The organism is Allosphingosinicella sp. (assembly GCF_036570505.1).
Taxonomy (GTDB): Bacteria; Pseudomonadota; Alphaproteobacteria; order Sphingomonadales; family Sphingomonadaceae; genus Allosphingosinicella.
The window spans coordinates 15,499-28,304 of sequence record NZ_DATCYB010000114.1 but is presented as its reverse complement, the minus strand read 5'-3'; the positions used below and the strand labels follow the sequence as shown (position 1 = coordinate 28,304).

Sequence of the window (12,806 nt, the reverse complement as noted above, 5' to 3'; positions counted from 1 at the left end):
GGGCAGCCCCCGAGAGTCGAGCCGTGGGAGCATTTGTGGAACAGACATTTTCGGACAGTTCGGCGGCGCTGAGCGCGGCGGAGGTGGAGGCCGATCGGGGGTTGCATCGCTCGCTCGGGACCGGGCAGCTGTCGATGATCGCGATCGGCGGGGCGATCGGAACGGGGCTGTTCCTGGGCAGCGCGTTCGCGATCGGGTTCGCGGGGCCTGCCGTGCTGGTAAGCTATGCGATCGGGGCGGTGGTGACCCTGCTGCTCATGGGCGCGCTGGCCGAGATGACGGTGGTGCTGCCGGCGTCGGGCTCGTTCGGGCTTCATGCCGAGCGCTTCGTCGGGCCGATGGCGGGATTCCTCGTCCGCTACGCCTATTTCTCCTGCCTGGTGCTGGCGATCGGCACGGAAGTGACGGCGATCGCGATCTATATGGGCTACTGGTTTCCGGGCGTCCCCGGCGTGTACTGGATCCTGGGCTTCGCGGCGGCGCTGGTGGCGGTCAACGCGTTCAGCGTGCGCGTGTTCGGATCGATCGAATATGTCTTCTCGATGATCAAGATCGTCGCCATCGTCGGTTTCATCCTGCTCGGCGCCTGGCTGATCGCCGCCGCGGAGCCGGGATCGCCGGTCGGTTTTTCAAACTATGTCTCGGACGGCGGTTTCCTGCCTAACGGCATCGGTGGCATGTGGGTCGCCGTCATCATCGCCATTTTCAGCTATTTCAGCGTCGAGATGATCGCGGTCGCGGCCGGCGAGGCCGAGGAGCCGGAGCGGGCGATCAGGAGCGCGTTCAAGGCGACGGTGTTCCGGCTGGTGCTCTTCTATCTCCTCACCCTCGCCGTCATGCTCGCCATTGTGCCGTGGCGCGAGGCGGGGGCGGGCGGCAGCCCCTTCGTCACCGTCATGGCCGCGACCGGAATCACGGGCGCGGCGGGGATCATCAACTTCGTCATCCTGATCGCGGCTCTGTCGGCGATGAACAGCCAGATCTACGGCGCGACGCGGATGCTGTTCAGCCTGTCGCGCGCCGGTTTCGCACCGGAAGCGCTGGGGCGGGTCAGCGAACGCGGCGTGCCGCTTGCCGCGCTCGCCTTGTCCACGGTCGGGATCGGCCTCGCCGCGATCGTCTATGCGTGGCGACCGGAGACCGCTTTCACCTTCATGATCTCGATCGCGATCTTCGGCGCGCTCTTCACCTGGCTGATGATCTTCGTCACCCATATCCACTTCCGCCGCCGTCATCTCGAGGGCGCGGCAGCGTTCCGCATGTGGGGCGCGCCCTGGACGAGCGCGGCCGGCGCGCTGCTGGTTGTCGCGATCCTCGTCACGACGCTTTTTACCGATGAGTTCCGGATGACCCTGGTCTACGGCCTGCCGCTGCTGGCGCTTTTGAGCGGCCTATATGCCTGGCGCTATGGCTTGGGAGATTCCTCCAACCCAGTCGGGGACGGGGAGTGAGTCGCCTTGCGCCGCTGGGCGTCGAACTTTGTTAACCATGGCGCGCTAGCTTTCCCGCCGATGAAGATCGTCATGCGCGCCATCTCCCTGCTTAAGCAGCCGTACAAAGGCCCCACCGACGGCAAGACACCGCCAACCGGCATGAAAAGGCGGGGCGCCGGTGGGCGTCATCGAGTTTCCACCGAAGGACGATCCTATGGTCCAGCGGCTGCTGGCGCAGCGGGAGGATATCTTCTCTGACTATAGCGACGAGAACTTCCTGTCGCTGCTGGGACAACGGGCCCGCATCGTTCGGACTGAACGCCTCGGCAATTGCGGGCGCCTGCTCGTCTGGTACGACCGTTCGTAGTCCACGCCGGCAGCGGGCGTGATCAGCTCTTAGTCTCGGCTTCGGTTTCCGCGGCGGCCACCGCCGGCGCCGGGAAGGGCGCGGGCGTCCGGTTCAAAGTGCCGAGCCAGGCCAGCAGGTTGGCGCGGCTCTTGGGATTGCGGAGGCCGCCGTAGGACATCTTGTTGCCGGGAACGGCGCGTGCGGGGCTTTCGAGATAGGCGTCGAGCTGCTCGTAGGTCCAGGCGCCGGGATGGCCGGCGAGGGCGTCGGAATAGGCAAAGCCCGGCGCGCTGGCGACCGGGCGGCCGACAATGCCCCAAAGGTTCGGACCGGTGCGATTGGGGCCACCCTGCTCGAACGTGTGGCAGGAGGCGCAGACCTTGCCCACGCTCTCACCTCTCGCCGGGTCGGCGGCGGCGAGGAGGGTGCCGAGATCGACGGGGAGCGCTTGCGCCCCGGTGCCGGTGCCGGCTTCCGAAACCGGCAGGACGGCCTTCTCGATATGGGTCATGTAGCCTCTAAGCTCGGCCGGGTCGCCCGGCTGGTGCATGCCGGCGGGCCAGGCGCGCTGGAGGGCGGCAAGATCGACCGGCACGGCGCCCTCGATGCCGTATCCGCGCGCCTCGGGATAATCGACGTTGATCAGCTCGCCCGCGAACCAGTAGCCGCTCAGCATCACCGCGACGGCGGCGGTGACCGCGGTGCCGACCTTGGTCCATTCCCAGCCGTCCATTCAGCCGCCCCCGTCGAAGAAGAGAATGCGCGTCCAAAAAGTGTAGTCGGATTCGATCCACATCAGCCAGACCAGCGTGCCGAGCGCGAGCGGCGGCACGAGAATCGCGTAGATAAGCGCCATCCGCTCCCACATCATGTGCATGAACACGGCGACGATGAGGCCCGCCTTCAGGATCATGAAGAGGATGATGAGCACCCAGCGCATCGTCCCCTGGATCGCGAAATAATCGACCAGATAGGACATGGTGCTGAGTACGAAGAGCAGCCCCCAGATTTTGAGATAGATGCCGATCGGATGCTGCTGCCCCGGATCGTGCGCCGGCGGCGGCGGCGCCTGGTGGTCGGCCTCCTGAACGGGATGTGTTGCGTGGTTCATGAGCGTCTCACCAGAGGTAGAAGAAAGCGAAGATGAAGACCCAGACGAGGTCGACGAAGTGCCAGTAGAGGCCGGCGATCTCGACGGCCGAATAGTCGCCCGAGCGGTCGTAATGGCCGCGCCAGACCTTGGAGGCGACAATCAGCAGCATGATCACGCCGGCCGAGACGTGGAGGCCGTGAAAGCCGGTGATCATGAAGAAGGAGGCGCCGAACTGCTCCGCGCCCCAGGGATTGCCCCAGGGGCGGACGCCCTCGTGGATGAGCTTGGTCCATTCGAAGGCCTGCATGGACACGAACGTCGCGCCGAGAGCGGCGGTGGCGAGCATCAGGGCGGTCGTGACCTTGCGGTTGCGGCGATATCCATAATTGACCGCCATCGCCATCGTGCCGCTGGAGCTGATGAGGACGAAGGTCATGATCGCGATTAGGAGGAGCGGCACCGATACGCCGCCGACGTCGAGACCGAACACCACGCTGGCATTGGGCCAGGGCACCGTCACCGACGAGCGCATCGTCATGTAGGAGATGAGGAAGGACGAGAAGATGAAGGTGTCGGAGAGGAGGAAGATCCACATCATGGCCTTCCCCCAGTGGACGCCCTTGAAGACCTCCTGGTCGGACGCCCAGTCGTCGGCGAAATCGCGCAGGGCCTCCGGCGGCCCGCCGGCCGCCTCTTCCCCTGGACGGATCACGGTCGACATGCCTTCCCTCTCCTCAGGTCGATACGAACAGTCCCAGCATCAAAATCCAGACGAGCAGCAGGAAATGCCAGTAAGCGGCGGTGAGTTGGATCGGCAGCGCCGCCGCTCCGCCTCCGCGCGCACGCCGCATCGCCAGGCCCCAGAACCACAGGCCCCCGATGAGGTGGAGGCCGTGAAGGGTGGTGATCATGTAGAAGAAGGCGTTGGCCGGGTTCGACTGCAGGAAATAACCTTGGGTAGCGAACTGGCTCCAGAGCAGGAGCTGGCCGCCGAGAAAGAGGACGCCGAGCGCGCCGGCGGCGATGAGACCCGGGCGGACGAGCGCCGTTTCGCCCCGGCGGGTGCCGATCCGGGCCGCTTCCCAGGCGAGGCTGGCGAGCAGCAGGACAGCGGTGTTGATCCAGATGAGCGGCGGCTCGGGCATCGGCCGCCAGTCCATCGCGGCATGGCCCATGCCCGGCATGCCCATCCTCATGAAGTAAGCCGAGGAAACGAGCCCGAACAAGATGGTGATGACGCCGAAATAGACCAGCATCATCACCTGCGCGGCCGGCGGGCGGTAGGTGGCGGGGTCGGGGCGGTCGGAGCCGGGCGTTTCCCAGCTTTTCTCGCCGAGGCGGGTGAAGAGGCTCATGTCGGGTGATGCCTCGCCGAGCCGTCATGCGGCACGTTCTGGGGAATGAAGTCTGTTTCCGCACCCGGAACCGAATAGTCATAGGCCCAGCGGTGGACGACCGGGAGCTTCTCGCCCCAATTGCCGTGCTTGGGCGGTGTATCGGGTGTCTGCCATTCGAGGGAGGCCGCGCCCCAGGGGTTTGGATCGGCCTTCGGCCCGCGGAACAGGCTCCAGATCATGTTCCAGAAGAACAGCATCTGCGCCGCGAAGACGACCAGGGCGGCAATGGTGATCGCCTGATTGGCCAGATGCGCCGAGGGCGGGATGAAGCCCGTCTCGCCCAGCTCGAAATAGCGGCGCGGGACGCCCAGGATGCCGAGATAGTGCATCGGCAGGAAGATGGCGTAGACGCCGAGGAAAGTGATCCAGAAATGGAGCTTGCCGAGCGTCTCGTTCCACATCCGCCCGGTGATCTTCGGATACCAGTGGTAGATGGCGCCGAAGATGACGAGGATCGGCGACACGCCCATCACCATGTGGAAATGGCCGACGACGAAGAAGGTGTCGGAAAGCGGCACGTCGACGCTGACATTGCCGAGGAAAAGTCCTGAAAGCCCGCCGTGGATGAAGGTGAAGAGGAAGGCGATGGCGAACAGCATCGGCACCGTGAAATGGATGTTGCCGCGCCAGAGCGTCAGCAGCCAGTTGTAGACCTTGATCGCGGTCGGGATGGCGATGATGAGGGTCGAGGTCGCGAAGAAGAAGCCGAAATAGGGGTTCATGCCCGATACGTACATGTGGTGCGCCCAGACGAAGAAGCTGAGCGCGCCGATGATGACGATCGCCCAGACCATCATCCGGTAGCCGAAGATGTTCTTGCGGGCGTGGACGCTGACGAGATCGGAGACGATGCCGAAGGCGGGCAGCGCGACGATATAGACCTCGGGGTGGCCGAAGAACCAGAAGAGATGCTGGAAGAGGATCGGCGAGCCGCCCTCATAGCCCATGTCCTCGTTTCCCATGGCCATGATGGCCGGCATGAAGAAGCTGGTGCCGGCGATGCTGTCCAAAAGCATCATGATGCAGGCGACGAACAGGGCCGGGAAGGCGAGCAAAGCCATGATCGAGGCGACGAAGATGCCCCAGACCGAGCAGGGCATCCGCATCAGGGTCATGCCCTTGGCGCGCGCCTGGAGAACGGTCACCACATAGTTGAGTCCCCCCATCGTGAAGCCGACGATGAAGATGGCGAGGCTGGCAAGCATCAGGATGATGCCCCAGTCGTGGCCCGGCGTTCCCTGGAGGATCGTCTGCGGGGGATAGAGCGTCCAGCCGGCGCCGGTGGGCCCGCCGGGGACGAAGAAGCTCGCCACGAGAACGAGCACCGCGAGAAGATAAACCCAGTAGCTCAGCATGTTGACATAGGGGAACACCATGTCCCGCGCGCCGACCATCAGCGGGATCAGATAGTTGCCGAAGCCCCCGAGCAGGATCGCTGTCAGGAGGTAGACCACCATGATCATGCCGTGCATGGTCACGTACTGGAGATAGTTCTCTGGCTGGATGAAGGTGAACGTGTCGGGGAAGCCCAACTGCAGCCGCATCAGCGCCGAGAGGACCAGCGCGACCAGTCCGATCGCGATCGCCGTCAACGCATATTGGATGGCGATGACCTTATGGTCCTGGCTCCAGATATATTTGCCGATGAAAGTCTTGGGGTGGTGGAGGGGCTTCAGGTCGTCGGCTAGCGTCGGATGCGTAACAGTCGCCATTCAGCGTCCCCCGGTCATGGCTGTCGCGCCGGCGTCGGCCAGCTGGATATTCTTCGCCGCTTCGTTCCGGGCCAGGAGCTGGCCGAAGGTCATCTGCTCGGACAGCCAAGTATCGAAGGCTTCGCGGCTCTCGACGACGACGGTGCCGCGCATATTGTGATGGCCGACGCCGCATAGCTCGGCGCACAGAATGTCGTACGTGCCTTCCTTGGTCGGCGTCATCCAGAAATAGGTGACGATACCGGGCACCAGATCCATCTTGGCGCGGAACTGCGGCACATAGAAATCGTGGAGCACGTCCTTGGAGCGGAGCACCATCTTCACCGGCTGGCCCACGGCCATGTGAAGCTCGCTCGTCTCGATGAGGATGTCGTCGCGCCCATAAGGATCGCGCGGGTTGATACCGAAGGGATTGTCCGGCGAGATATGGGCCACAGCGGCCGTGCCGAGCACGCTGTCTCCACCGGGGAAGCGATAGCCCCACTGCCATTGCTGTCCCGTCGCCTCGATTACCGCCGCGTCGGCCGGTACCGTCACATATTCGTTCCAGGCGAGAAGGCCGGGGGCGAGCATTCCGGCAATGCCGATCCCGGTCCAGAGCGTCAGGCGCTTCTCGAGCCTGGCATTTTCAGGCTCGTAATGGGCGCGATGGCCGGCGCGGCTGCGATAGCGCCACAGCGCCAGCGCCAGAAACAGGTTCAGCACGATAAAGGCGACTGCGCAGATGTAGAGGGTGATGATCAGCGCGTTGTCGATCGATCCCCAATTGGAGGCGAGCGGCGTCATCCACCAGGGGCTCACCAAGTGGAAGATTACGGTGCCCAGCACCAGCAGCGCAATGACGATTGCGACAGCCATCACCCCTCCTGTGCATGGCGAAACTCGCCAAACATGCAGGGTGACCTTGGACCTGGTTCAACCCGGCACGCGGGAACTCACCAACCAAACTGGGGCGACCATATAGCGAAAATTCCTCTGGGGAAAGCGTTAGCCGCCCGTGGATGATTTCACTGGGAAATCCGTCACTTCCGCCTGGGAATGGTCCAGAGATAGATGGTGTTGCCGTCTACCTCCTGTGTCACTTCCGGCTCCCATTCGCCCATGCTGAAGGCATGGCTGACCACGCGCGTGCCGGGCTTCAGCTCGCCCAGCAGCTTGGGCCGAAGCTTCTCGTTGAGGCTCTGGAGGAGATAGAGGGTGACGACGCTCGCTTCGCTGATGTCTGACTGGAAGAGATCAGCCTGGCGAATAGTGACCTTATCGGTCACGCCGGCCTCTTTGACATTGGCTCGGGCCTCGGCGATGCGTTCGGGATCGATGTCGATGCCGACGGCACGGATACCGTAGGTCTTCGCCGCCGTAATCGGAATGCGGCCGTCGCCCGACCCGAGATCGTATAGAACGTCGCCCTTCTTGACCTCTGCGAGCTTCAGCATGGCGTCGACTACGGGCTGCGGCGTCGGTACGTAAATGACGTCCGGTTCTCGGCTGGGCGCTTCGGCAGTGGGGGAAGGCGCGTCCTGGACGGGGGCCGGAGCGAGAAGACCGAGGGCGAGAAGAGCGAGCAGGGTTTTCATGATCTTGTCTCCTGATCGGATGGACGCAGGAACAAGAGCAGCAACGCGCCGACGGCGAGGACCGCCACGCCGACGAGCGCGCTGGTGCCCGTATACGCAATGCTCGAATAGAGCAGATAGGCGCTGGTCAGGCAGAAAATGATCGGCAGCACGGGGTAGAGCGGCACGCGGAACGGTCGCTCCGCCTCGGGCTCCCGCCGGCGCAGCACGAACAGGCTGATGCCGACGAGCAGCAGGAACAGCCAGAAGACCGGCGCGGTATATTCGACCGCCATGCGGAAGCCGTCGCGAGCGAAGGCGCCGGCTCCGATCAGCAGCAACGCGATGGCGCCCTGGACCAGCAGGGCGTTTCGGGGTGTGTGGCCGCCGGGGCTCCACCGGCCGAGCCAGCCGAGCTGCGCAAAGCTGCTGCCCAGTGCATAGGTGGTGCGCGCGCCGGTGATCGAGGTGCCGTTGGCCGATGTGAGGGCGGAGACAGCGACGAGAAAGCTGATCAGCACCGCGCCGCCCGATCCCGCGGCTCTTTCGGCAAGATCCGCGGCTACGACATCGGTTCCGGCGATGCCGCCGAGCCCGAGAGCCCGGATGTAGGCGAAGTTGACGAGCAGGTAGAGGAGAGTGACGAGGCCGAGGCTTGCGACCAGCACCGTCGCGATCCGGCGTCTGCCGCCTCGAAGCTCGGCGGACATATAGGCCCCCTCGCTCCAGCCGCCATAGGTCAGCAGCACGAATACCATCATCAGGCCGACCGAGGATTCGGCGGGCGGCGCGGCTGCGCCGGACGGGGTAGGCGCGATGAGGAAACCAGCGGCGATCAGGGTCAGCAGGCCGAGGACCTCGACGACGGTGAGCCAGAGCTGGCTTCCCGTCCCCTGCCGGACATGAATCCAGTTGATCGCGGTGAGGGCGATGACGGCCGCGGCCGCGTAGATGGCCGGACCCTGGGGCCCGAGAGGCAGCAATTCGGACGCATAGTCGCCGAACAGGAAGGCGAGCAGCGTCAGCGAACCGGTCTGGATGACCGACAGCCTTGCCCAGGCATAGAGGAAGCCGAGGCGGCGGCCGAAGGCGCGGCTGAGGAAATGATAGTCGCCGCCGGCGCTCGGAAAGGCGGCCGCGAGCTCGGCATAGCAAAGGGCGCCGATGATGGAGAGGATGCCGCCCGCCAGCCAGGCGACGAGAAAGGCCTCTTCGCTTCCCGCAACTCCCGCCACCAGGGAAGGTGTCCGGAATATCCCCGCGCCGATGACGATGCCGACGACGATCGCCGCGACATGGCGCGCGCCCAGCGTCGGGTGCGGCCCTTCGGCGGGCGGTGCGTCCAGCGCGGGAATATCGGTCCGGTTCACGCTCCTCTCCATGGCGCGGCTGCGCTTGACTTGAGCGGCCCTTCCCCATAGGGGAGCGCCTTCTTTTCCAGCAATCAGAATCGTAAAAAGAACAGGCAGGTCAGTTCGGCCATGAAGATCCGCAACTCTCTCAAGTCCCTCAAGTCGCGCCATCGCGACTGTCGCGTGATCCGTCGCCGGGGCCGCACCTACGTCATCAACAAGACGAATCGCCGCTTCAAGGCGCGCCAGGGCTAAGAGAGCCTTGGCCCCGACCGCCGTCGTCTTCGACGTCGGCAACGTCCTCTACGGCTGGGATCCCGAAAGCTTTCTCGCCCGCCAGATCGCGGATGATGACGCGCGCCTGAAATTCATCGAGGATGTCGACCTGTGGGCCTGGCACGAGAGCTTGGACGGAGGCCGCGCCTACGGCGAGGCCGCTGCGGCACTCAGCGAGACCTTCCCTGAATACGCCCATCTGATCGCGGCATGGGGCGAGCGGTTCGGCGAGACGATCACCGATCCGGTGCCCGGCGTGCACGCGATCGTGGCAGAGCTGGACGAGCGGGGCGTGCCGCTCTTCGCAATCACTAACTTCTCCGCCGACTTGTGGGCGCCGTTCCGTCGGCGGGAAGACGCGTTCTTCCGCCAGTTCCGCGACATCGTCGTGTCGGGCGAGGAGAAGCTCCTGAAGCCCGATCCCGCGCTTTATTATCGCGCGCTCGACCGGTTCGGCCTGAAACCGGCGGAGGCGCTGCTCATCGACGACCGGCTCATCAACGTCGATGGGGCGCGGGCGGTCGGGATGCAGGCGCATCTTTTTACGGACGCGGCGAGCCTCAGGGCGCGGCTGGAAACCGAAAGGCTGCTCTAGACCTCTCGAAGGTCTAGCCGCCTTTGTGCCGCTCCAGCTCGTCACCGACCAGCCGGACAATGTGGATGACGTTGGTCGATCCGGGGGTGCCGAAGGGCACGCCGGCGGTGACGACGACACGGTCGCCTCCCTTGGCGACCCCGTGCCTCAGCGCCATGCGCTTCGACTTTCCGACCATCTCCTCGAAGTTCGCGACGTCGCGCGTGCGCACAGCGTGGGCGCCCCACAGCAGCCCGAGCCGCCGCGCGGTCTTGAGTGAGGGCGTCAGGACGAGGAGGGGCACGGTCGGCCGCTCACGCGCGACGCGGCGAGCGGTGGAGCCCGACGTGGTGAAGCACACGATCGCCGATCCGCCGACGGTACGGACGATATCGCTCGCCGCGCGGGCGATGGCGTCGTTGGTGGTAGCGTCGGGCAATGTCTCGGTGAAGTGGACGCGGGCGGAATGGCTCGGGTCCGCCTCGACGCTGGTCGCGATGCGATTCATGATCGACACCGATTCGAGCGGCCACTGGCCCGATGCGCTTTCGGCCGACAGCATGATCGCGTCGGCGCCGTCATAGACCGCCGTGGCCACGTCCGAGACTTCGGCGCGAGTCGGCGAGGGCGAGGTGATCATCGATTCGAGCATCTGCGTCGCCACCACCACCGGGCGCCCGAGGCGGCGCGCGGCCTCGACGATCTGCTTTTGCAGAGGCGGCACATCCTCGGGCGGAAGTTCGACGCCGAGATCGCCGCGCGCGACCATCACCGCGTCGGCGAGCTCCAATATGCCCTCCAGCCGCTCGACCGCCGCAGGCTTCTCGATCTTGGCGAGCAGGGACGCCCGCCCGGCGATCAGGCGCCGCGCCTCGGCGACGTCCTCCGGCCGCTGGACGAAGGAGAGGGCGATCCAGTCGACATGCTGGTCGAGCGCGAAGGCGAGGTCGGCCCGGTCCTTTTCGGTGAGGGCCGCGACGGGGAGGACGACATCGGGGACGTTGAGGCCTTTTTTGTTGGAAATCTGACCGCCGACTTCAATTAGCGTTTCGATCCGTTCCGGACCGGCGCTGACGACGCGCAACACCAGCTTGCCATCGTCGATGAGGAGCCGCGTCCCATCCTTCACTGCATCGAAAATCTCGGCATGGGGCAGATTGACCCGGGTCGAATCGCCTGGTTTCGCCTCGCGATCGAGGACGAAGGTGTCTCCCTTTACCAAAAGCGCCTTGTCGCCCTTGAACTTGCCGACGCGGAGCTTGGGGCCCTGTAGATCGGCGAGGATGGTGGTCGGGCGGTCGAGCTCCTTTTCGAGGCCGCGGATCGTCTCGATCAGCTTCTTGTGATCCTCGTGCGTCCCATGGCTCATGTTGACGCGGAAGGCATCGGCGCCGGCCTCGGCCAACTGCCGGATCATCTTGGGCGTATTGCTGGCGGGGCCGAGCGTGGCGAGGATGCGGACCTTGCGGCTGCGGGGAACGAACTGGCTCTGCATGGTCTCTCCCGTCGGCGTCGATGGCGGAATAGCCACTATTGGCGGCAGTTCAACCGGAACGTGCCAAGGGCGCTTGAGCCGCGTCCATCGACCCCCTAGAGGCAACCTCTCATCTTGAATCGACGGAGTGTTTTAATGGCGGAAGGAACCGTCGCGGCCGACGAGCTGCGATTGCTGATCGAGCGTATCGAGCGGCTGGAGGAAGAGAAGAAGGCGATCGCCGACGACGTGAAGGACGTCTATCTGGAGGCGAAGTCGCGCGGTTACGACACCAAGACGATCCGCGCGATCGTGCGCCTCAGGAAGATGGAAAGCCATGTTCGCCAGGAAGCGGAGGCGCTGCTGGAGACCTACAAGGCGGCGCTGGGGCTGGAGTAATGGCCCGTCATTGCGAGCGCAGCTTCGTCGCTGCGCTCCTCGCAATGACGCCTGAAACAGAGGGAGGAACGACATGATCGTCACCACGACCACGGCGGTAGAGGGCCACCCGGTTCAGCAATATCTGGGCGTCGTCACCGGCGAGGTCATCGTCGGCGCGAACATCTTCAAGGATCTATTCGCCGGCATCCGCGATATCGTGGGCGGTCGCGCCGGCTCCTATGAAAGCACGCTTCGCGATGCACGCGGCACGGCCTTTGAGGAGCTGGAAGCCGAGGCCGCCCGGCTCGGCGCCAACGCCGTGATCGGCGTCGACATCGACTATGAAGTGATCGGCAAGGAAGGCTCGATGCTGATGGTCACCGTATCAGGGACGGCGGTCCGGCTCGGCTAGGGATGTTCGGTCTTCGGTCAATGCGATAGGCCAGCCTGAAACGGGGGGGGCTTGATCATGAGCGATAGCGCTACCGGCACTTTGGCAATCCCGACGGGGGAGGGTTGGTGAGCTTCCTCGTCGAAGCCGTTAGGAATCTGCGCGATCCGAGGATGCGGCTCCCAGCGGGGCTGCTCCTCGTCATCCTGACGTTGAGCAACATCGTCATTCTCTTCAACATTCCCGAAGCGGGCGCCGTACCGTCCTACGCTTTTCTGGCGGCAGCGTTCGTGCGGATCGGTGGAATACTGGTTCTCTCGGTCGCGATCCTTCGCATCCTCGCGCCTGGCGGGCGTTATCCCTGGCAGCCGGATGGTGCTTTCTGGCTTTACGCGCTTTCGCTCATCGCCAGCTTCGGCATCGCGTCGCTGGTAAGCGGTCTGATCGATTCGCCCGAGACGCTGTCAGGCATCGTTCTTCGGAACATTCTCCTGACCGTGGCTCTGGCGCCGTTGGCGCCCTGGGCCGTCGGAATTGCGGTGGCGACTCCGCTGGGCTGGAATCCGGCTCGCTTCCTGCGCGATTTCGGTCGCTGGCTTCCGCATTTGGTGGCGTGGACGCTGATCCTGGTCGCACCCATGGCCGTTCTCCACGCCATTATCGATCTGCTTCTGATCGACGGTGCCGGCGATTGGTTCTGGCCATTGGCGCTTTTCGATGGCCCGCTCAGCACGGTAATGGCCTTGCTCGGCCTCGGCCTCAATGCCGAAGCCTACAGGCGCGTTGCGCAAAGGTGAGCCACTCGGCTAGCGCGGCGG

At 64.7% G+C, this 12,806-nt stretch carries 16 protein-coding genes; 7 read left to right on the top strand and 9 right to left on the bottom strand.

The genetic code is table 11. The annotated features are described in order from the left end of the window. Positions 1-35: 35 nt before the first annotated feature. Both VIR62_RS14750 and VIR62_RS14745 read left to right on the top strand, forming a co-directional pair. Positions 36-1,451: an amino acid permease gene (locus VIR62_RS14750; RefSeq protein WP_431872490.1), complete on the top strand. Its 1,416-nt coding sequence runs from the start codon at positions 36-38 to the stop codon at positions 1,449-1,451. A gap of 160 nt (positions 1,452-1,611) precedes the next feature. Continuing rightward, positions 1,612-1,800 (top strand): hypothetical protein, encoded by a 189-nt coding sequence (locus VIR62_RS14745; RefSeq protein WP_431872488.1) that lies wholly within the window; start codon positions 1,612-1,614, stop codon positions 1,798-1,800. A gap of 22 nt (positions 1,801-1,822) precedes the next feature. Here the strand turns inward: VIR62_RS14745 and VIR62_RS14740 are convergent, their stop codons facing one another. The 8 genes from VIR62_RS14740 to VIR62_RS14705 all read right to left on the bottom strand — a co-directional run bounded on the left by VIR62_RS14740 (position 1,823) and on the right by VIR62_RS14705 (position 8,910). Then, entirely contained in the window at positions 1,823-2,515 is a 693-nt protein-coding gene (locus VIR62_RS14740) for a c-type cytochrome (RefSeq protein ID WP_431872486.1), read from the bottom strand. Further along, entirely contained in the window at positions 2,516-2,893 is a 378-nt protein-coding gene (locus VIR62_RS14735; RefSeq protein ID WP_431872485.1) for a cytochrome C oxidase subunit IV family protein, read from the bottom strand. It abuts the gene before it with no gap. Between the two features lie 7 nt (positions 2,894-2,900). Beyond that, entirely contained in the window at positions 2,901-3,596 is a 696-nt protein-coding gene (locus VIR62_RS14730) for a heme-copper oxidase subunit III family protein (RefSeq protein WP_431872483.1), read from the bottom strand. 13 nt (positions 3,597-3,609) lie between these two features. Continuing rightward, positions 3,610-4,230: a cytochrome c oxidase subunit 3 gene (locus VIR62_RS14725; RefSeq protein ID WP_431872481.1), complete on the bottom strand. Its 621-nt coding sequence runs from the start codon at positions 4,228-4,230 to the stop codon at positions 3,610-3,612. After that, on the bottom strand, positions 4,227-5,984 hold the full coding sequence (locus VIR62_RS14720) for a cytochrome c oxidase subunit I (protein WP_431872480.1): 1,758 nt from the start codon (positions 5,982-5,984) through the stop codon (positions 4,227-4,229). The genes VIR62_RS14725 and VIR62_RS14720 overlap by 4 nt, the downstream gene beginning before the upstream one ends. Next, positions 5,985-6,842, bottom strand: coding sequence for a cytochrome c oxidase subunit II (locus VIR62_RS14715; protein WP_431872478.1), 858 nt, complete (start codon positions 6,840-6,842; stop codon positions 5,985-5,987). It lies immediately after the preceding gene. Positions 6,843-7,006: 164 nt separating this feature from the next. Next, positions 7,007-7,561, bottom strand: coding sequence for an SAM-dependent methyltransferase (locus VIR62_RS14710; protein WP_431872476.1), 555 nt, complete (start codon positions 7,559-7,561; stop codon positions 7,007-7,009). Beyond that, complete coding sequence (locus VIR62_RS14705; RefSeq protein WP_431872474.1) at positions 7,558-8,910, bottom strand: APC family permease; 1,353 nt, start codon at positions 8,908-8,910, stop codon at positions 7,558-7,560. The genes VIR62_RS14710 and VIR62_RS14705 overlap by 4 nt, the downstream gene beginning before the upstream one ends. Before the next feature lie 111 nt (positions 8,911-9,021). Between VIR62_RS14705 and ykgO the strand changes: the two genes are divergently transcribed. Beyond that, the gene (gene ykgO / locus VIR62_RS14700; RefSeq protein ID WP_006833921.1) at positions 9,022-9,147 is read left to right on the top strand and encodes a type B 50S ribosomal protein L36; all 126 of its coding nucleotides are present in this window, start codon (positions 9,022-9,024) and stop codon (positions 9,145-9,147) included. Between the two features lie 7 nt (positions 9,148-9,154). Next, positions 9,155-9,763 carry an HAD family hydrolase gene (locus tag VIR62_RS14695; RefSeq protein WP_431872472.1) on the top strand — a complete coding sequence of 203 codons (609 nt, stop codon included), beginning with the start codon at positions 9,155-9,157 and terminating at the stop codon, positions 9,761-9,763. A 13-nt stretch (positions 9,764-9,776) separates the two neighbouring features. Here the strand turns inward: VIR62_RS14695 and pyk are convergent, their stop codons facing one another. Further along, positions 9,777-11,237 carry a pyruvate kinase gene (gene pyk / locus VIR62_RS14690; protein ID WP_431872470.1) on the bottom strand — a complete coding sequence of 487 codons (1,461 nt, stop codon included), beginning with the start codon at positions 11,235-11,237 and terminating at the stop codon, positions 9,777-9,779. A gap of 135 nt (positions 11,238-11,372) precedes the next feature. Here pyk and VIR62_RS14685 point away from each other — a divergent pair, with 135 nt between their 5' ends. The 3 genes from VIR62_RS14685 to VIR62_RS14675 all read left to right on the top strand — a co-directional run bounded on the left by VIR62_RS14685 (position 11,373) and on the right by VIR62_RS14675 (position 12,785). Then, positions 11,373-11,615: a DUF2312 domain-containing protein gene (locus VIR62_RS14685; protein WP_431872468.1), complete on the top strand. Its 243-nt coding sequence runs from the start codon at positions 11,373-11,375 to the stop codon at positions 11,613-11,615. A 73-nt stretch (positions 11,616-11,688) separates the two neighbouring features. Next, entirely contained in the window at positions 11,689-12,009 is a 321-nt protein-coding gene (locus VIR62_RS14680; protein ID WP_431872466.1) for a heavy metal-binding domain-containing protein, read from the top strand. Between the two features lie 107 nt (positions 12,010-12,116). Continuing rightward, on the top strand, positions 12,117-12,785 hold the full coding sequence (locus tag VIR62_RS14675) for a hypothetical protein (RefSeq protein ID WP_431872464.1): 669 nt from the start codon (positions 12,117-12,119) through the stop codon (positions 12,783-12,785). Positions 12,786-12,806: the final 21 nt, after the last annotated feature.